Origin of the sequence: [Leptolyngbya] sp. PCC 7376, from assembly GCF_000316605.1 — a bacterium.
Lineage (GTDB): Bacteria > Cyanobacteriota > Cyanobacteriia > Cyanobacteriales > MRBY01 > MRBY01.
In genome coordinates this window covers 4,329,091-4,347,910 of the sequence record NC_019683.1, presented here as the reverse complement: position 1 = coordinate 4,347,910, position 18,820 = coordinate 4,329,091, and the positions used below count along the sequence as shown (strand labels likewise).

Annotated in this window: 20 protein-coding genes; 9 read left to right on the top strand and 11 right to left on the bottom strand. The window is 43.4% G+C overall.

From position 1 onward, the window contains the following. The first annotated feature begins 93 nt into the window (after positions 1 to 93). Entirely contained in the window at positions 94 to 1,443 is a 1,350-nt protein-coding gene (locus LEPTO7376_RS19580) for a nicotinate phosphoribosyltransferase (protein WP_015135799.1), read from the top strand. On the opposite strand, the gene LEPTO7376_RS19575 is transcribed toward LEPTO7376_RS19580, so the two are convergent. From LEPTO7376_RS19575 to LEPTO7376_RS19560, 4 genes are all read right to left on the bottom strand, one after another. Further along, positions 1,440 to 2,315: a hypothetical protein gene (locus LEPTO7376_RS19575; protein ID WP_015135798.1), complete on the bottom strand. Its 876-nt coding sequence runs from the start codon at positions 2,313 to 2,315 to the stop codon at positions 1,440 to 1,442. The two genes, LEPTO7376_RS19580 and LEPTO7376_RS19575, sit on opposite strands and share 4 nt — an antisense overlap. A 13-nt stretch (positions 2,316 to 2,328) precedes the next feature. After that, complete coding sequence (locus LEPTO7376_RS19570; protein ID WP_015135797.1) at positions 2,329 to 2,718, bottom strand: prevent-host-death family protein; 390 nt, start codon at positions 2,716 to 2,718, stop codon at positions 2,329 to 2,331. A gap of 216 nt (positions 2,719 to 2,934) precedes the next feature. Beyond that, positions 2,935 to 3,411: a GNAT family N-acetyltransferase gene (locus LEPTO7376_RS19565; RefSeq protein WP_015135796.1), complete on the bottom strand. Its 477-nt coding sequence runs from the start codon at positions 3,409 to 3,411 to the stop codon at positions 2,935 to 2,937. Positions 3,412 to 3,427: 16 nt separating this feature from the next. Continuing rightward, complete coding sequence (locus LEPTO7376_RS19560; protein WP_015135795.1) at positions 3,428 to 4,780, bottom strand: 16S rRNA (cytosine(967)-C(5))-methyltransferase; 1,353 nt, start codon at positions 4,778 to 4,780, stop codon at positions 3,428 to 3,430. 87 nt (positions 4,781 to 4,867) lie between these two features. Between LEPTO7376_RS19560 and LEPTO7376_RS19555 the strand changes: the two genes are divergently transcribed. Next, the gene (locus LEPTO7376_RS19555) at positions 4,868 to 5,551 is read left to right on the top strand and encodes an HAD family hydrolase (protein WP_015135794.1); all 684 of its coding nucleotides are present in this window, start codon (positions 4,868 to 4,870) and stop codon (positions 5,549 to 5,551) included. Between the two features lie 6 nt (positions 5,552 to 5,557). On the opposite strand, the gene LEPTO7376_RS19550 is transcribed toward LEPTO7376_RS19555, so the two are convergent. Then, positions 5,558 to 6,097 carry a hypothetical protein gene (locus LEPTO7376_RS19550; RefSeq protein WP_015135793.1) on the bottom strand — a complete coding sequence of 180 codons (540 nt, stop codon included), beginning with the start codon at positions 6,095 to 6,097 and terminating at the stop codon, positions 5,558 to 5,560. A gap of 283 nt (positions 6,098 to 6,380) precedes the next feature. Between LEPTO7376_RS19550 and LEPTO7376_RS26615 the strand changes: the two genes are divergently transcribed. Next, a complete protein-coding gene (locus LEPTO7376_RS26615) occupies positions 6,381 to 6,560 on the top strand; it encodes a hypothetical protein (RefSeq protein ID WP_160148523.1) in 180 nt (59 codons plus the stop codon). A gap of 249 nt (positions 6,561 to 6,809) precedes the next feature. Here LEPTO7376_RS26615 and LEPTO7376_RS19545 read toward each other — a convergent pair whose 3' ends face one another. From LEPTO7376_RS19545 to pilM, 4 genes are all read right to left on the bottom strand, one after another. Then, complete coding sequence (locus LEPTO7376_RS19545) at positions 6,810 to 9,092, bottom strand: secretin N-terminal domain-containing protein (protein WP_041764186.1); 2,283 nt, start codon at positions 9,090 to 9,092, stop codon at positions 6,810 to 6,812. Positions 9,093 to 9,265: 173 nt separating this feature from the next. Further along, complete coding sequence (locus tag LEPTO7376_RS19540; protein WP_015135791.1) at positions 9,266 to 10,030, bottom strand: hypothetical protein; 765 nt, start codon at positions 10,028 to 10,030, stop codon at positions 9,266 to 9,268. A gap of 53 nt (positions 10,031 to 10,083) precedes the next feature. Next, positions 10,084 to 10,803, bottom strand: coding sequence for a PilN domain-containing protein (locus tag LEPTO7376_RS19535; RefSeq protein WP_015135790.1), 720 nt, complete (start codon positions 10,801 to 10,803; stop codon positions 10,084 to 10,086). Between the two features lie 3 nt (positions 10,804 to 10,806). After that, complete coding sequence (pilM, locus tag LEPTO7376_RS19530; RefSeq protein ID WP_015135789.1) at positions 10,807 to 11,910, bottom strand: type IV pilus assembly protein PilM; 1,104 nt, start codon at positions 11,908 to 11,910, stop codon at positions 10,807 to 10,809. A 229-nt stretch (positions 11,911 to 12,139) separates the two neighbouring features. On the opposite strand from pilM, the gene LEPTO7376_RS19525 reads away from it, so the two are divergent. The 5 genes from LEPTO7376_RS19525 (at position 12,140) to LEPTO7376_RS19505 (ending at position 16,005) form a co-directional block, all read left to right on the top strand. Further along, complete coding sequence (locus tag LEPTO7376_RS19525; protein WP_015135788.1) at positions 12,140 to 13,426, top strand: ABC transporter substrate-binding protein; 1,287 nt, start codon at positions 12,140 to 12,142, stop codon at positions 13,424 to 13,426. A 128-nt stretch (positions 13,427 to 13,554) separates the two neighbouring features. After that, positions 13,555 to 14,004: a DUF3531 family protein gene (locus LEPTO7376_RS19520; RefSeq protein ID WP_015135787.1), complete on the top strand. Its 450-nt coding sequence runs from the start codon at positions 13,555 to 13,557 to the stop codon at positions 14,002 to 14,004. After that, positions 13,997 to 14,665, top strand: a complete 669-nt coding sequence (locus tag LEPTO7376_RS19515) for a RibD family protein (RefSeq protein WP_015135786.1) — start codon at positions 13,997 to 13,999, stop codon at positions 14,663 to 14,665. The genes LEPTO7376_RS19520 and LEPTO7376_RS19515 overlap by 8 nt, the downstream gene beginning before the upstream one ends. Then, a complete protein-coding gene (locus LEPTO7376_RS19510; RefSeq protein ID WP_015135785.1) occupies positions 14,666 to 15,400 on the top strand; it encodes an ATP-binding cassette domain-containing protein in 735 nt (244 codons plus the stop codon). Positions 15,401 to 15,705: 305 nt separating this feature from the next. Beyond that, positions 15,706 to 16,005, top strand: a complete 300-nt coding sequence (locus LEPTO7376_RS19505; RefSeq protein WP_015135784.1) for a hypothetical protein — start codon at positions 15,706 to 15,708, stop codon at positions 16,003 to 16,005. 129 nt (positions 16,006 to 16,134) lie between these two features. Here the strand turns inward: LEPTO7376_RS19505 and LEPTO7376_RS26020 are convergent. Next, positions 16,135 to 16,859 (bottom strand): IS1 family transposase gene (locus LEPTO7376_RS26020; RefSeq protein WP_315861540.1). Its coding sequence is split into 2 segments (ribosomal slippage): positions 16,135 to 16,535 and positions 16,535 to 16,859, totalling 726 coding nucleotides; the frame shifts between segments, so codons are not numbered across the junction. A 293-nt stretch (positions 16,860 to 17,152) separates the two neighbouring features. Between LEPTO7376_RS26020 and LEPTO7376_RS23960 the strand changes: the two genes are divergently transcribed. Beyond that, positions 17,153 to 17,602 (top strand): caspase family protein, encoded by a 450-nt coding sequence (locus LEPTO7376_RS23960; protein ID WP_225901131.1) that lies wholly within the window; start codon positions 17,153 to 17,155, stop codon positions 17,600 to 17,602. A 317-nt stretch (positions 17,603 to 17,919) separates the two neighbouring features. Here LEPTO7376_RS23960 and LEPTO7376_RS19490 read toward each other — a convergent pair whose 3' ends face one another. Continuing rightward, positions 17,920 to 18,777 carry an IS982 family transposase gene (locus LEPTO7376_RS19490; protein ID WP_015135782.1) on the bottom strand — a complete coding sequence of 286 codons (858 nt, stop codon included), beginning with the start codon at positions 18,775 to 18,777 and terminating at the stop codon, positions 17,920 to 17,922. Between the last annotated feature and the right edge of the window lie 43 nt (positions 18,778 to 18,820).

The window sequence follows — 18,820 nt, the reverse complement described above, 5'->3', positions numbered from 1 at the left end:
CATTTACGTTCTTGAAATGAATGGTTAAAAGCGCGTCGCCAAACAAAAGACTAGAGCTATATTTAGATCAAATGAGTGGACTGGCGAAAGATTATGGCAGGCGGCAATTTAGCGATTACAGCGGCAGATTACAGTTTATTAACTGATCTGTATCAGCTCACAATGTCAGCCTGTTATGTCGGGGAAGATTTGGCAGAAACGCCAGCCCATTTTGAGATGTTTACACGGCGACTCTCTAATGGCTTTGGTTATTTTGTGGCAATGGGATTGGAGCAGGTTTTAAGCTATCTCGAATCGCTACAATTCACAGATGAACAAATAGATTATCTGCAAGGGACAGGCATCTTCAAGAATGCTCCAGCGGCATTTTGGGAATTGTTACGGGATGGCAAATTTACGGGTGATGTTTGGGCTGTTCCTGAAGGGACACCGATGTTTCCCCATGAACCTTTTTTGAGAATTGAAGCACCTCTTTGGCAAGCTCAAATTGTCGAAACATTTATCCTCAATGCCCTGAACTACCAAACTCTAATCGCAACACGAGCAGCAAGAATGCGTCATCAAGCAGGCGATCGCACATTATTAGAATTTGGTACGCGACGAGCATTTAGTCCCCAGGGTGCAACATGGGCAGCACGGGCAGCATTAGCAGGGGGCTTGGATGCAACATCAAATGTTTTAGCAGCCCAGCAACTCGGCATCAATCCCGTTGGTACGATGGCTCACGCCTTGGTTATGGCAGTGGGAACGCTCGAAGGCTCTGAAGACGAAGCATTTCAGGCTTTCCATCGCTATTTCCCAGCAGCTCCGCTGTTAATCGATACCTACGACACCATGGGAGCAGCAAATCGTTTAAAAGCTCAAATTGCCTCAGGCGAAACCACTTTATCGGGCATTCGTTTAGATTCGGGAGATTTGGTGCAACTTTCCCAAGATATTCACAAGTTGATGCCGGAAATTAATATTTTTGCCAGTGGTGACCTTGATGAATTTGAGATGGAGCGATTGCAAAATGCTGGGGCACAAATTGACGGCTATGGCTTGGGCACAAAATTGGTGACTGGTTCTCCGGTGAATGGCGTTTATAAACTCGTCGAGATTGATAACAAATCCACAATGAAAAAGTCGAAGAATAAGGCGACTTACCCTGGTCGAAAGCAAGTTTTCCGTAATGTTAAAGCGGGTGGCGATCACATGGCTTTAGCGACAGAATCTTCCCAAGACAACGAAATTCCGTTACTTAAAAAAGTCATGCAGGATGGCGATCGCCTCACCAAACCCGAAACATTAGATCAGATCCGTGATCGTACCAAAGCCAACGTTGCAAAATTACCGGCTGGCGTAAAGCAAGTGGAAAATCCAGAACCCTATCCCGTCAAGATTTCCGAGCAGTTGCAGACATTAACGGAAGAAGTTGCAGCCCGCCTTAAAAAAAAGCATTAAAATTTGCTGTCGTAGATATTTAAGTCTAAAAATAGTTGTATATGTCGACTTCCTTCTTTTCTAATAGGAATACCTTCTTCTCTTGCTAGCCAGTTAATCAGCGCCCGAACTGATTGTGCTCTCCTTCTTTTTGTTTTTGAGCCGTAACGTATAGGTTCTAGATCTTCCCATATGCTTTGTATCAGTTCGAGAGTCAATTCCTTTTGACCAGTAGTTGTTTCCCGTATTGCCTGCTTAATTACAGGGAAGCCTAATAGTGACTCCGCGACAAGTCTCAGAACCAAGCTTTCATCATTAGCTTGAAAGGCTTTCTGTATCTTATCTGAACAATAATATTTAGCCGCTTGTTGTCCAACTCTCTCCTCTCGAATCAAGCCACACTGCTTAAGAAACTCAACTCCATATTGACCATGCCGAGAAATATTCTTAGGATTTTGAGCCCTACTTCCAGCACAAACGCCCAACTGATAAGTGGTGTTATGTCCATCACTGATACACTTCAATGCCAACATTAGTCTCTTAATACCGACTTGTGGCAAAACAATCTCTGCTTCAGGTGAGTAATGAAAGCTATCCTCTAGCAATAGCCGCTGCCAATCAAGTGATTGAGAAGAGGCAATAAATTTGCATTCATAAAACCGAATTACTTTAGTTTGGGAATTTACAGAGTAAACAATTTCAAAAGTTCGACCACGCAGACGTAGAGCATTTCCAAAAATGTGATAACCATAGTCTGGAGACAATGAACTTTCACCTCTCTGCCTCAACTCATTAAGGACTGGACTAAGTTCATCTTTTAGAAATTCATCCCAAAGAGAGACCTTTGTTAATTGTTCTTTTAGTCCTGCACTAGCATAGTCAAACTTAAACATAAATCAACTGCTCCTAAACAGTAGCTTCTGGATTGATATTGGAAAATAACAACATCTGTCCCTGATTGCCTAATACAGGCAAATCAAGAAATTGTGCAAATTTGGGGGCAATAAAAACTAAAGCAGCCCGTGTGTGAAAGGTGAGAAAAATACAATCAACTCCTGCTTGCAATAGCTCCCACGTCTCGGTCATATGCGAACGAAATTCCGACAGTGACATTTCTTGACTTTCATCAATAGGAATCTCGCATCGTTCGATATCGCTTATGGGCAAAAGAAAACCGATCACCTCTCCGTAGTAAGTAACGACAATTCTTTGTTTTCCTAATTGAACCAACCTCCTTAGTTTGGGTAAGCGTACTCGCATTTCAGACATTGGGATTTGCTTATATTGACTACTCATGACCAATCACTTACTGCTGAAAACAGAAAAACTAAACATCTAAAAAAACTTGTTATGTAGATAATGATGGCACATTTTTCTAAAAAATATCAAATAAGATTTACTTGTTTTACGTTTTGATGCTCCGAGCCTTTCCTTACAGCTATTTCAGGGCTTACAATGTATCCTTCAATTCATTGTTTTTTGTAGCTACGTGTTGAGAGACGTATCCATTTCTCAAGCAAGATTATTGGATCGTTTTTTGATAAATTTCATTTCTCCAGCAAAATCACCATCAGACTCGACACCGACAGGAATCCAATTTAGATGTTCATAAAATCCATAAGCGCGAAAACTTGGTTCATTGCCTGTGAGTAACCAAATCTCGTCAATACCTTTTGACCAAAACCAATTTTCGGTGGTTTGCATTAAAGTTCGTCCAACACCTCGACCTTCAAAATCAGGACGCACAAAGAGTCCGAATATAGTTTTTTCTGTGGCACTGGCAATTGAAAAACCAATCGGCTGCCCTTCAATTTCCACAATCCACGCGCAGCAATCTGTCGCCAACATTTCAGCAACTGATTCTGGTGTAATGCCAAGCTCCGCAATTTCTTCGCGGGATTGATAATTTTCAGTCACACTCGTTCTAATTTCGAATAGCGTTTCGACGTCATCTTTTTGAGCAATGCGGATCGTAAGATTTTCACCCATATCGTTTATCTCTTTACTATTCGTCGTTAGCCGATTTCTGAAATTTCACCATAAAGAAGCCGTCCATATCATGTTTGTGGGGTAAGACTTCCACCCAGCCTTCTTCTGAGGCAAACGAATATGCGGGAGAGTTTTCGTCGGGCTTCGCAATGTGCCAATTGGGATTTTCTTTTAGAAATTTGTTGGCGATCGCCACATTTTCGGCGGGATTAATGGTGCAGGTGGAATAGACAAGACTGCCACTTGGTTTAACCCATTTCGAGCCAGCCTGCAGCAATTCCAATTGAAATTGTGTAAGTTCGGCAATTTTGTCGGGATTTTGTTGCCAACGGATGTCGGGTCGTTTGTGTAATGTTCCGAGACCAGAACAGGGCACATCCAACAACACTCGATCTGCCATCTGCCGAAACTGCGGATATTCTCGACTATCGCCAATCAATGTCCGAATCATCGACAAGTTCAAGCGGCGGGCATTTTGCTCAATCTTATTAATACGGGCTTTGTATTTATCACTGGCCCAAATCGTCCCTTCATCGCCCATCAATTCGGCAATATGGGTTGTTTTTCCACCAGGGGCAGCACAAGCGTCAATAATCACTTCCCGTGGTTGGGGATCAAGCAAATGACTCACCAACTGTGCACTCGCATCCTGAATCGTCCACCACCCCTCTTTATAGCCCGGTAAATCCTGAATCATGCCACGCTTTTCAGTCAGCCGTAACGCATTCGGTAAATTGGCGATCACCTCACATTTCACCCCAGCATTATTGAGCAGTACTTGCACATGCTCAACAGAATTTTTCAGGGGATTAATGCGAATATCGAGAGTAGAAGGCTGATTAAACCATTCGCAGAGTTGTGCCGTTTCCGCTTCCCCAAACTGCCCGAGCCAAGTTTTGATGAGCCATTCCGGGAAACTATATTGCAGTGCAAATTTTTCAGGCTGTGCCTCAGGCAAAATTAGTGGATCACCATTTTTATCCTGCAAGCGTAAATATTGCCGGAGACAACCATTGACCACGCCAGCTAATTGCCCAAGCTTATTTTCCTTCGCCAACTCAACACTAGTATTGACTGCTGCCGATGCAGGAATCGAGTCCAAATAGCGAATTTGATAAAGCCCCAACTGCAACAGCACTCGCAAATCTGGTGGCTGTTGTTCAATAGGTTTCTTGCCAACTTGATTGATAATTGCGTCTAAGGTTTTTTGTCGGCGCACCGTCCCGTAAACCAGCTCTGCCACTAACCCGCGATCACTTCCTCTGAGGCCGCTTTTACGTAAGACCCGATCAAGGGCAACATCAGTAAAAGCCTTGTGATACATGATTTGACGAAGGGCAAGAAATGCAAGCTGACGGGCTGAAGACATGAAATCCTAAAAAGCAAAGTAGATTGATTATCCCTTATTACTGACCTATGCTTGAGGGCGATATGAGTTGTGGTGGGGTAAAAAGTGATGCGTTTAATATTAGATTTTGACGGTGTAATTGCAGATTTGTCAGAACGATATTATCGCGTTTATCGTTGGTCACTCACAGAAATTGCCACGCCAGAACAAACAATTACTCCTCTCAGTAAGACAGATTTTTGGCAGCTCGAACGGCTAAAAACAACCCGCCCTGAGATTGCGCTCAAATCTGGGCTAACGAATTCTCAAACGAAACAATATATTCAACTCCGCAAAGAGAATGCCCATGCTCTCAAAAATATGATTCATGACCGAATTATCGATGGGTCGCTTCAAGCACTACAAATTGCGAAAAGTCTCGGTTGGGAAATTATGACCGTCACCATGCGCCGCCACAGTGAACTCGCAGAAGTGATTCGATTAAATCCAAGACTAGAAGAATTCTTTCCGGGCGATCGCCGTTTTACGAAACCAGAAGAAGCGGAGCATGACCGCGATTTAAATCAAAAACCCCTGTTACTCAAAACAACTCTTGCATCATTATCTCCAGCAGAATCCACATGGATGGTGGGAGATACAGAAGCTGATATTCGTGCGGCCCAAACCTGTAATATTCCAGTAATTGCGGTACTTTCTGGAATTCGTGATCGTCAGATTCTCGAAGATTTTAGGCCTGACTACATTGCCAACGATCTACTTGAAGCAGTCACGCTCATTCAAACCAAACTCTGAGCTTATTTATTCTGTGGGAATACCTTCCAAAGTTTCAGTGAGATCTTTTAATTTCTGTTCGATCTCTTGTTTTGTTGCCAATAACTTTTTCAGTCGATGATAACGGGCGATCGCCAAACTCACTGAGGGAACTTCCTCTACAGGACAAGGCTTAGACCAGAGCTTTCCAAACTCATCTAATCCACACAGACAATATCCCCCCCCCATTTCCGCAGGCGTCAAAACTTTATCGGTCGATTCTTTTTGGCCAGTCGTTGCCGATTGTAGCCAACCATCAAGGAGAGGCCCTTCAAGATATAAATCCTGAATTTTGCGTTGAGTCTCTTTGAGCTGATCTACTAACCGAAGAGAGTACTGTTCCAAATTTTGTAAAACATCGAGTACAAAATGAGGATTAGATTTATGGTGGTGCTGCGTAATAGGTGTTGCCTTTAGGCGAGGCAACGCAGGTAATGGCGTTGTAACAGGCGCAGCCCCAGCAATGGTAAAAGAAGGCTGACTAACCTTATCTAAAATATCCGCTGGAGTTTGTAGAGTGTTTTCCATTACGTTCAACCATTAAGCACTAAACATTTACAAATCTGAAATAAGGCAAAACATCCCATCAGAAGCTTTATCTCTCATTGCCCAAGTCAAGGATAAATATTGATTAAGGGACTTTTAGCAAATATAACACTGCAAATCAGAAATTCAATCTAGAAATTGGTTAATTGCTAACAACTTTAAAAGTGATCATATTCCCAAAAACTCTGTGATATAATTCTGTCTCCTGAAAGGGGCTGTGGCTCAGTTGGATAGAGCAAGCGCCTCCTAAAGAAATTTGGGCATCATGGTCGGAAACGCCATTGATGAATGTGGTCAAATTCAGGGAAACCTAAAGGTTAATGTTTTGGTGATTTCTACGGTGATCGCCATCCCCAAACCCAGGGCAATCCTGAGCCAAACTCTATTATCCTCAGATAGAGAAGGTGCAGAGACTAGGTGTTGGGAACGAGGCATTTCATACTAAAACCATCCCACAACATAACGGCCACCACCTACGGAAATTTTCAATCCAATATTTCTATGGTGAAGAGATAGTCCAGAGAGTCGGGGAAACCCACACAAATCTGAAGCGCTAGGTCGCCGGTTCAAATCCGGCCAGTCCCGTTTTTCCAAGACTCAATCAATTTCTTTCCCAATAAAAAGAGGGTTGCTATCTTGGCAACCCTCTCAGATACATTTTTATTTGTTTAACCTAAAAATCAAGTTCCCCAGACTAGTCATCATCAGTAGGGAAATTCTCATTACCGAGAAGATCTCTTGCAGTTTCACTAGGAACATACCCATAGCCCCAAGTCGCATTCTGAGAATCATCGATAATCTGAGGGGTGATGATGAATAACAATTCTCGTCTGCTATTTAATCGACTAGAACTTCTAAACAGAGACCCGATCAATGGGATATCACCGAGAAGTGGGACTTTAGATGTTTCAACAATATCCCGCTCATCAATTACACCAGCAAGAATTAGAGTTTGGTCATCACGGAGGCGAACGAGTCCTGAAGTCAACTTACTCTCCCGCTTTAGTGTGACAGGCTCATCATCAACAATTTCACTACCCGCAATGCTCGAGATAGATGGCTCAATGTTCATTGAAATAAAGCCATTGTCATCAATGCCAGTAACTTCCACTTCAACCTGCAAACCAACCTCATCAATCACCGGTTCTTCACCAGCACCAATAACATCACCATCATTGTTCGTGATTTCAATTTGTCGAGTACCAACAACAATATCTTCAGTAAGATCAATATTTGCAATTTCATCTTCTTGAATAATCAATGTTGGATCTGCAACAATCTTAGTTGTTGTGTTGCGAAGTAGCCCAGCAACTAGCTGTCCAACAAAGTTTGTACCACGTAGCGGGGAAGTACCTGTGTTGATATTACCCAAACCTTCCAAACGTGCTGTTACCTGAGAGTTAACAATAGTCTGACCGTTTACAGTTGAACTCGTCTGACTCACTTCTTGGATAACAGCAACCAGCTGATTTGGATCCGCAAAGTTAAAGGCAGAGGCTGTAAAGTTGTTGTCAATACTGGCAGCGACAGCGACAGCTTGCTCAATGTTTCCGATAAATACAGTCTCATCTGGGTTACTAGTATCAAATGCATCGAGCTGCTCACCTAATGAAACTGTTTGTGTACCTTGCTCTACAGTAATTGCACCATCGTTAAAGTCACCAAAAATAGTGGATGTCCTAGACAAATCATTGGGCGAGAGGATGATGCCATCTCCAGCACTAATACCAACACGATCTTCAAGGAGTAATTTGATATCCGAGGAGATTGAACGGTTCCCACTCAGAGTCACATCGAGAATTTTGACATTAACGGCAACCTGGCGCTTTCTAGCATCGAGCTGAGTCAAAAAGTTACTTGCAATTTCAATAACTTTTGGCTCACCAGTCACAGTAATCGCATTCAATCGCTCATCAGTAAGAATCTGAATATCTGGTAATAAGCCGTCTTCATCAGTACCAGCACTCTCAAGATAAGTTTGCGCTTCAAGAACATCAGCTTGGTTAAGGCGGAAAGTCCGAGTAACTTTTGGAGAAATAGCTCTAGGTAATTCTGTGCCAACAAAGATAGTTCGACCACGCATTGTCGCATCAAGTTCCGACAACATTAAAACGTAGTTAAAAACGTCTTGAACTGGTTCATTTTCAAGATCGAGAGAAATATTTTTATCAGTGATATCGTCCGCAAATACAAGGTTCAACTCTGCAGAACGCGCAAGTAAAGTAAGTACGTCTTGAGTGGGTGCTTCCTTCAGTACCAATCTGGGAACGACTGATGCTGTACCTAGGTCAACGTAATTTGGGAAAGAAGTGTCAACCGTGGAGATGGCAATATCACCGACTGGAGGGGCGCTTGCGCGCGGAAGAAATGGTGGCAGAGGAGCAGAGGGACGAAGTAAGCTTTCTGCTGTTGTTGGGCTAGGTTTGCCTTCACGGGGAATCTGAGGGTCTGGGAACAGGATGTCAGGTTCAGTAGTACTGGCTTCAGGATTTGAGGTTGGTTCCGCAGTGTTCTCAGCTGGTGCTTCTACTTGGGCAATTAAATTATTTTCATTCTCAGCGATCGCCTCAGACTGCGGTGTGAAATTAAACACAAAGCTGGATTGATCACGACTAAGCATTTCCCCAGTTGGAGCTGTTCCTTGACCTGTAGCAATGATTCGAACACTTTCTGGATCAAGCTGCATAATCTCAATCGCTTCGATACCTGGCATCGGATTACGCTGAGTAAAGGTCTGGCTATCACCTATGTCGAGCTGGGTATTAAGGATATCTGTAATCGTTTGGTTATCACGACTAATCGTAAAAACTTGAGGAACCCCATTATCCGTACCGGCGATCGCAAACTGTACTTGTAAACCAGTTCCCTCGGGACGAATATCAAGGTCAACAATCTGGCGCATGTCTGCCGAGTAAGCGGGAGGCAGAGCCAAAACACTGGTCACAGCTCCAGCAACTAATCCGGAATAGGGTTTCATGTTCACGACTTGGGGACTCCTCAAACGCTAATGCAGTAAAAGTTCAGTTGAAAAAAGAAATAAGTTTTAAATTTATAGATGCAACCGTAACCATCTTAATATTGAAACTCAAGTAGTCAATCAAAAAGCTCAAGAATCAGGAAATAGAATCAAAGAGCTAGTAAATTCTACATTTATTGAGGTGGTGGTGCTTCCGCGTTCTCCGCAGCCAATTCTTGCTGACGAGCTTGTAACTCTTCTGCAGTTGGCGCAATAAGAGCATCTACAACAAAAGAAACACCTAGTTTGGTAGGGTTTTGTGGAATTAGTTGGCTCTCAGTATAGAGACAAGAAGGTGGCTGAGCGATATCAGTAGAAAACTCTCGCAGAACAATCAATGGTTGCAAAACATCCAAGTTCTCTAACATCGAATCAACCTGAGCAAAGGTCATATCTTCAAAAGAGACATTAAACGTTTGACGCTTTAGTTTATTTGTAGCTTCCTCACCATAGCTGTCATCTGCAATAAATTCTGGTTGCGGTGAAGTCGGCTCATAGCTAACCAACTGGATATCACTTGCAGTTAAGATCCGGTTGAGATCGAGTAAGAATGTCTGAATCTGCTTATCTTTACCGTAAGCATTAATCACTTCACTAGCGATTCTTTCCTCCTGGACTAGCTGCGCTTCTAATTCAGCAATTTTATTTTCACTGCCAGCGGCTTTTTTCTGCTGAAGTTCACCTTGTTTCTGCTGAAGTTCTGCCTGGAGTGTCTCGGTCTCAGCAGTAATGGGTTTCACTAAAAACCACCAAATCGCGCCCGCACCCGCAATACCGGCGATCGCCAGCAAAGCACCAACAATAGTCGATGTAAACTCAACGCCAAAGGCGTTAAAAAAACCTTTCGGTTCAGAACCATCTCCGACTAAATCAGTTTGAAACTCTTCAGAATAAGCCATGTCCTTGCCAAACTCCTCTCATCATCACGTTAAAAATAATTTTTTATCTCTTTTTAAAAACTTGTTTTTAAGCGTTCTGCCATACCTCGTGCACCTTGCTGCTCAAGAGTTTGGATGATTTCCGCATCAGTGAGCTCACGCAATGTCACAGCCACTGTATATTCGACAACCTGCGGAACCTCAAAGGATTCAACAGGCCGGGAGAACTCAAGTACTGCTGGGTTATCTACAAGGTTGGCACTGACAATATAAACTTCTTCTTCAACAAATAAAGGAGAAGCTTGTAGATTAATCATTAAGTCATTAACATTAGTGAAATTCTGCGCATGACCACTGACTAAAACTTGATTATCAGTTTGAGCAAATGAACTCAATTTAAGCGTTGGTGGTGTTAAATCACTAATCTCTTGGAGAATCGCAGACCAAGGCTTAATCTTGGTTTGCAGCACATTAACAAAAGCTTCACTCTGGGATTTCAAAGACGCAATTTGCTGCTCTAGACCATTAACTTTTGCATTTTTGGCGTTGATCTCCTGGATCTCCTGATCTACGACCAAAATCTCTTCCTTCGTTTCTGCCCGGGCTTTAGAGGCATTCCAAAACAGAAAGCCAGCAGCAGCCAAGCAAATCGCAGCAACCACACCACCAGCAATTAATGGAGGAGTTTCTTGTCCATTCGGAGCAAGGGATTTAGAGGCCGCCTTCTCTGGTTGAGCCGCATTATCGCCATTTAGTTTGCGATCGCTCAGAAAATTAATATCGAGACTATACATATCCTAAACCTCCCTTAATCCGAGTCCGAGTGCTGTTCCCAAAGATGGTTTCTGAACCTGTGGGATATCATCTTCCGTTTCAATGGATAGAGCATCAAACGGATCAATCTGTAGGGTCGGAATACTTAATCGCTGGGTAAAGAATTCATCGAGCTGACCGATACCACCACCAGGACCAGCCAACAGTAGTTGCGCTACTTCTAGCTCTGCACTCTGATTGAGATAAAAGTCAATGGAACGGCGGAGTTCATCAGCCAATTCACCTAAAACTCTCAGTAAAGCTGCCATACCGGGATTGATACCAGTAGCACCAGTACGAACACCTTCCACAGGAGTGTTGGGAATTGTCATCCCTTGCAGCAATTCAATATTGCGAGAGGCTGGCAAATTCATCGCTCGCGACAAAGCGCTTTGGAGCTGGAATGTACCAATCGGAACAGTTCGGGAAAATTGCGGGACGCCATCAACAACAATCGCAATTTCTGTGCAGTCAAATTCCACATCAACGAGGACAACCGCCTCTTGGGAACTAAACTGACGTAGTTGTTCGCGGATGGTGCGAATTAGAGAAAAGCTATTAATCTCTAAGACATCAATCTGGAGGCCTGCTTGGTAAAAGGTGTCGTAGTAAGAATCCGTGACTTCCTGACGAGTCGCGACGAGAAGCACTTGCACTTTATCAATGCCATCTTCGTCTTGGAAAAAGCCTAGTTTTTGGTAATCGAGATCAACTTCCTCGCGGGGATAGGGCAAATACAAACCAGCTTCGTGGTTGAGCACCATATCTCGCAATTCTGCGTCATCAAGCTCGGCAGGAATGGGGATAAGTCGAATAATTGCTTCGCGCATGGGGACTGCGGCTGCAACCTTTTTAGTCGTGATGTTGTGAGCGGCTAGCGTGTCTTGAATTAATTCAGCAAGGGCAGGAGAATCGACAATTTTGCCTTCTTCGAAAATTCCTTCTGGGATTTCTTCGCTGATGCAATTGACGAGTTTGTAAATCTGTCCTTGCTTTTTTAATTGGACAATATTGAGCCGCTCGGCAGAAATTTCTATACCTATACCGTTGTTCTTGGGCTTTAGGATATTTTTGAGAAAATCTAACATGGGAGAATTTTCAAGAAATTGATGGCTTGTAAAGGCACCAGTTGATCGCCGAAGCTTTTTGCTGCTATCCAATCTAGCTCAGTTTGACGGAAGTGGGTAGTCGTCTTTGGGAAGGGATAGAATAAGTCGTCTTGTGAGGTGATGATTGATCAATTTCTGGGAATTATTATTATTTCCGAAATATTTTGTTCGACTCCTTATTGTTATTTCTGTCCTGAGGATCTTTTCTATGTTCAAACGTTGGTGTTGTGGGGTTTTGCTTGGGGTGAGCTTAGTGGCGATCGCCGGGTGTGGTTCATCATCTGAGACAAATTCTGCGGGTTCTGATGGAGAACCTAACGTTGAATTCTGGACAATGCAATTGCAACCGAAGTTTACAGAATATTTCAATACACTAATTTCGGAGTTTGAGACTGGACAATCCGATCTTTCTGTGCGTTGGGTAGATGTGCCATGGTCAGCGATGGAAAGCAAAATTTTAACGGCTGTTTCTGCAAAGACGGCTCCGGATGTGGTGAATCTCAACCCGAATTTTGCGTCGCAGTTAGCCAGTCGAAATGCTTGGCTAAATCTTGATACTGTGCTCACCCAAGAGATGCGTGATCGCTATTTGCCCAAGATTTGGGAAGCGAATCAGATCGAAGGACAAACGTTTGGAATCCCTTGGTATTTAACAACTCGCATCAGTTTTTATAATCAGGATTTACTTGAGCAGGCGGGGATTGCAGAGGCTCCCAAAACCTATGAAGAATTAGCAGCGGTTGCGGCTGAAGTGAAGGCAAAAACAGATAAGTATGCTTTCTTTGCGACCTTTGTGCCAGGGGATTCCAATGAGGTGTTGGAGTCGATGGTGCAGATGGGCGTAACGTTTATTGGAGAAGATGGTAAGGCTGCGTTTAATACGTCGGAAGGGATTGCCGCTTTTCAGTATTGGGTGGATTTGTATGAGCAAAAGTTGTTGCCACCAGAGGTTTTAACGCAAGGCCACCAACATGCCATTGAGCTTTACCAAGCGGGTGAAACGGCTATTGTGAATACCTCACCAGAGTTTATTAAGTCGATCCAACAAAACGCACCCAGCATTGCCGAAGTTTCGATACCGTCGGATCAAATTACGGGTTCAACTGGTAAAAAGAATGTCGCAGTAATGAATTTGGTGATTCCCAAGGATTCGCCCGATCAGGAAGAGGCGCTGGAGTTTGCGCTGTTTGTGACGAATACTGAAAATCAACTGGAGTTTGCCAAATCTGCAAATGTTTTACCTTCAACGGTAGATGCAGTGGATCAATACATTGCGAGTCTGGAAGAGGAATCGGCAGAGGATTTACTCAGTTTGGCGCGACAGGTGAGTGCGCAACAGCTCGGTGATGCGGAGATTTTAATTCCTGCTCAAAAGAATTTGACGCAACTTCAAAAGTTTATTTACGAAAATCTTCAGGCAGCAATGCTCGGCCAAAAATCTGTTGAGCAAGCGGTTGAGGATGCGGCTGCAGCTTGGGATAGTTTGCCTCAATAAAAAAAGTCAAACCCACCCCTTAATCCCCTCCCGAGAGGGGAAATATCTTCTTTTGATGCAACAAGGTATATGTTTTGGGCGATCGCCCGATATGATTATTCGTTCGGATTACAGAGATAAATAGGTAAATGGAAATTCAGTTTCGAGAGTTTAACCAGTTCGATTTGTGGATTTGGGTCGAGTTTGAAAGCGTCCCTTCCCGCAATGAAACGCAGTATGTGGAGGAATTGTTTGATTCTTGGTTTTATCTCGGCAAATTAGGTGGATTTAATGCGGAAAATCTCCAAATTCAAGACACTGGTGTGGAGGTTAGTTATTTGGACTATGACCACGACCAAGCGGATAACGCGATGATGGCTCCTATGCACAATATGGGAGATTGGGAATATCTCGGCATGTGGGGTCGTTGCTGGTTTGACCTCGGTACGAGCGATCTTGTTGCGCTGGATGTTCTCGCAAATGCGATGACTCAGCTCAGTAAGGATTTTGTGCCGATGAAACGCATGGTAATCGGTGGTGAAAATCCAGATTGGCACGTCGAACGTGAAGAGTCGGAAAGTAACGGCTGGTATGAGTAGACCTCATTTAACGGCTATTGTCGCGATGAGTGCGGACGGAAAAATTGCGGATAAGGGGCGATCGCCTGCGCGGTTTGGGTCAGCAGCGGATAAGGCTCATCTAGAAACACAAATTGCGGCAATGGATGCGGTTATTTTTGGGGCAAATACGTTGCGGGCTTATGGCACGAGTTTGTCGATTCGAGATCCAAAATTATTGGCTCAACGGCAACAGCAGGGCAAACCTTCTCAACCAATTCATTTTGTTTGTTCTGCTTCCGGGGTGATCGCCAAAGATATTCGTTTTTTTGAGCAGTCTATTCCGAGAGGTTTAATTACAACCCCACAAGGAAAAAAGGCTTGGGAAAACTCCAATAAATTCGAGCAAATTATTGAGCTAGATTCTTTAAATAATTGGCTACCAATATTGCATCAACTTAAGACTCAAGGCATCGAGAAAATTGGGCTATTGGGTGGCAGTAAATTAATTGGCAGTTTTGTAGAGCAGGGTTTAATTGATGAGCTTTTTCTTACTGTTTGTCCGATTGTGCTTGGCGGAGAAACTGCTCCAACTTGGTGTGGTGGCCAAGGTTTTCTGGAAGCCTCTGGTCTCAAATTAGAATTATTGAAGTCAGAAACGGTCGAGTCAGAAATTTTCATTCATTATCGGGTGGTGCGATAAATGGCAGTGCTAAAGGTGCAAAATCTTACGTTTCAGGTGCCAGCTCGCACAATTTTGCAAGATATTTCCTTTGAACTCAATGAGGGCGATCGCCTGGTGCTTTTGGGGTCATCGGGTTCTGGGAAAAGCACGGTTTTACAGATGCTAAACCGATTGCAATCACCGACTTCTGGGCAGCTAACTTTTCTGGATAAACCCTACGCAGAATATTCGCCAGAAGAGTTGCGCCAACAAATAAATCTTGTGCCACAGGAAGCGAAATTGCTGGGAATGCAAGTTAAAGAGGTGCTGCTTTATCCGCTCACCTTGCAGAAACTTCCAAAGGCAGAAATTCAGCGGCGATATTTATATTGGCAGGAAAAGCTTGATATCCCCGAAATCTGGCTCGACCGAAATGAAGCGCTGCTTTCCGGTGGTCAAAAACAATGGGTGGCGATCGCCCGAGGATTGATGCTGGAACCTAAGATTTTGTTATTGGATGAACCCACCTCAGCGCTGGATATTGGACGCTCAAAAAACTTGGCAGAAACTTTATTGGAATATCAAGCTGAAACTAAGGTTCCGATTATCGCGGCAACCCATGAGCTAGATTTCGCAAAACATCTGGCGACCCACGTAATTTACTTAGAAAAAGGTCGAATCATAACAGATGCAACAAATGCAGATATTGACTGGAAAGACTTACGCGAGAGATTGCTGGACGTGGAAAAGAATAGTCAAGCTGATGCTTGGTAGCTGAGAAGCCTAAGGATACTTTTTAATTACTCGATAGAATAAATCAAGTTAGTGTGCAGCGAGGTTTTTTCAAGATGTCTGAGTTCTACTTAGAGGATGTCTGAAAAGGGTCTGACCGTAACTTTTCTCGAAATGAGTTGCACGTAAAAATAAGCACTTCAGGCGATCAACCTGGCGGAATTTACGCAGCATTTATCAAACATAAAGACTTTTCAGACATCCTCTTAGTGATTAGCGATGCTGAGGCATCATAAGAGTCATTTGAAGAGGATCTGAGTAATATTCGGGAAGAGTTATCGACTCACGTGGGGCAAAGCGTTGTTGAGATTATTGCATCTGACGATATTCCGGATGGAGCAAAGGGCTTAGGTGAAGTCATCAAAAAGATCGGTGGGGCAGTTGTTGGTATTGTGAAAATGAATATCACAACGGAAAAGATTAAAGCTTTGTTTCCCACTTTCATTGAAATGTCTAAAGGTCGCGAAATAGAAGTCGTTTACGAAAAGACCACATCGCGTGGGACAAAGAAAGTTTCTGTTAAAGTCCCAAAAACTAAAGATTTAGGCGCTGTCGGAAATTTTATTAGGGAGTTGGATGCGGAATAGGTGATGAGGAAGTTCGCGCTTTTGGTTAGGGTAACGTGAGTTCGGGATAAGGACAACAGGAAAAAAGTCTTTCCTAATCTGGGTTTGAGGCTTCTTTATTCTTTATTGAGCAGCGATTATTAGAGAGTTTCAAGAGAGTAATGTTAAACGCCAATTGCGCAGTAGCTCAATACTTCCATTCACTCTAAATTTCGCAAACAGTGCCATGCTCAAGTCCACCATGTGTTTTGATTTAGAGACGACCTTCGTCCTGCGATGAAACCGAGCAAACCAATGGCGATTGTCTGAGTTGTTTCTCTCAATTGCTATTGTCTCTTTCTTGCTAATGGCATGAAAAGCATCTGGGTGATTCTCTAATAGCTGTTGATAGGGTTTCCAATTATCGGTGCAATAGACAGTGATTTGCCATTGCGATAACCGCTCTAGTAAATGACCTAAAGTTCGACTATCACGACTTCCCAATTCCCAGTCAATGAGTCGCCCAGTATTACGGTCATATGCTTTCCAGACCCAAAGTTTGTTTTTTTCTCTTGGATAAAATGCCATAGCTCATCTAGCTCCACCACGACAGCAGACTCAGGAGTGGGCTTTTCATAATTGGCTTCACCGGAATCTCTTACCCAATTGAGCACTGATTGAGCTGATACACCGAGAATCTTGGCTGTCGCATTCATTGACATACCACTCATATACATCAATACAGCTTCTAATTTCATCCAGAGAGGCTTGCCCCGCTCTTTAGAAAAGCTTGTAAATTGATAATTGCACTGCTTACACTTAAATCGTTGACGATTTTTAGCGAATCCACTTTTGATGATGTCTTGAGCATTACATTGGGGACAGTGAATTGTCATAGCGAGACTTCCAAGGAAACGACTCACTCCATTTTGCTATAGCATTACTTACTTGAAACTCTCGTCTGATTTAGGTGATTTTGATGATGTAAAGTGCTTGAAGAATCCCTCAAAAAGTGAGTTATAGCATTCTGTTTTCGAGCTGTTGGCAGGCCGTGAAACTGATGACTTGACTCTGTTCTATTTTTCAGGGCATGGCATACGAGATAGATCTTTTAATCTGTATTTTGCTTTGTCACACACTGAATTGGATAAAGACAAATATGTGAAGTCGTTTTCGGCTTATCGGGCAAGTGAAATGCACTGGGATAATGAATAGTAGCAGGTCAGAAAGACAGGTGATTATTATAGACTGTTGTTTTAGTGGGGCGTTTCCGAAAGGCTTAAATGTTAAAGGTGATGATGCGACAGCGCTTGATATTAAGCCGGATGAACTGGGTGGCAAAGGTCGTGCGATTTTAACGTCTTCGACAGCGACGAAATATTCTTTTGCGCAGGAAAATTCGGAGTTATCGATCTACACGCATTATCTGCTGGATGGTATTCGTTCTGGGGCAGCGGATCCGGATAATGATGGTTGGATTGGGGTGGATGAGTTATTCGAATATACGTCTGAAAAGGTAACTCAAGAATCATCGGCAATGACGCCGCAATTTTATCCGGTGAAGGAAGGTTACAAGATTCTTTTGGCTCGCTCGCTTCAGGATGATCCGAAGCTGAGATATCGGAAGCAGGTGATCTAAATTATTCGGGAAGAGCATGAGGATATTAATTTTATTGCTGGAGAGTTTGACCCAATTGATCGCAATACATTAGACATTCTGGTAGTCCTAAAGAGGTAAGGATAATAAGAAACCTGAGTTCGGGATAGGAAAAGAAGCTTCTAATCAAGCTGAAGAGAGGGTTTCTTAGGCTGATGACAGTAGGCAATGAGACCGCAAAGCAAGTTGACACAAAATTCTTGACACTCCCAACCACATTGGAGCTATTTGGCTTTTTGTTCATCACTACAACTCATCCTTACCTCTTTAACGTGAGTTCTGGATAAGGAATGATAGGTCTAATCAAGCTGTAAAGAAGGTTTTTTGGGTTGATGGCAGTAAGCAATCAGCCCACACAGCAAGTTCACACAAAAGTTTGTGGGACTGCGATGTCGGGAATGTTCAATCTGTGAGATGTTCTTCAGTTGGTCAATAACTGTCTCAATCAAAGCCCGCTTACGAGCAAAAAGTTTATCTTGATAAACCATCAAATGATGCTTCATATTTCGACGAGGTTTAGCCATTAGGGTCACCTCATGTTCCTCTTGAAGATGCTGGGCTAAAGATTGTGAGACATAGCCTTTATCGGCAAAGACTTTACCCCATAAGTCTTGCCATAACTCCACTATAGGTTGGCGGTCATCGGTATTTCCGGGCGTCACTTGGACGTTGAGTAATTCTCCTCGCTCATTGATGACCAGGTGTAGTTTGAAGCCGAAGAACCATCCCACCGAAGTCTTGCCCCTTGCCGCGCAACCTTCAAAAACACGATGTTGAGAGATACGGCGATTATGGCAAACCTTGATGCTGGTGGCATCAATGAAGCTAATACCAGTGCATTGTCCGAAGCATCGTCGCAGATATGTACAGAGAGGAATCAAGCTCGAAGGTATCCATGTCACAAAGCGTTGATAGCTCACAGCTAGAGGAAACTCTTGTTGCCAATCGCATTTCACCTTGATGAGATAGAAATGCTTGAAATTTCGATAGTGAGATTGATGGAAAGCAATGAGAATAGTCATCACCTCACTCAGACTGAAGCTTCTCTGACGGCGACGGTATTTTTTGCCAGAGCTGAGTAACGCTTGATGCCATAAGGGTTCAAAGACTTGGCAGAAATCATCAACATGGCAAAACAGAGCCTCTAGACTGGACATGGGAGAAAGCCGTGGATTCGTTACAACTTCCACGATATGGGCT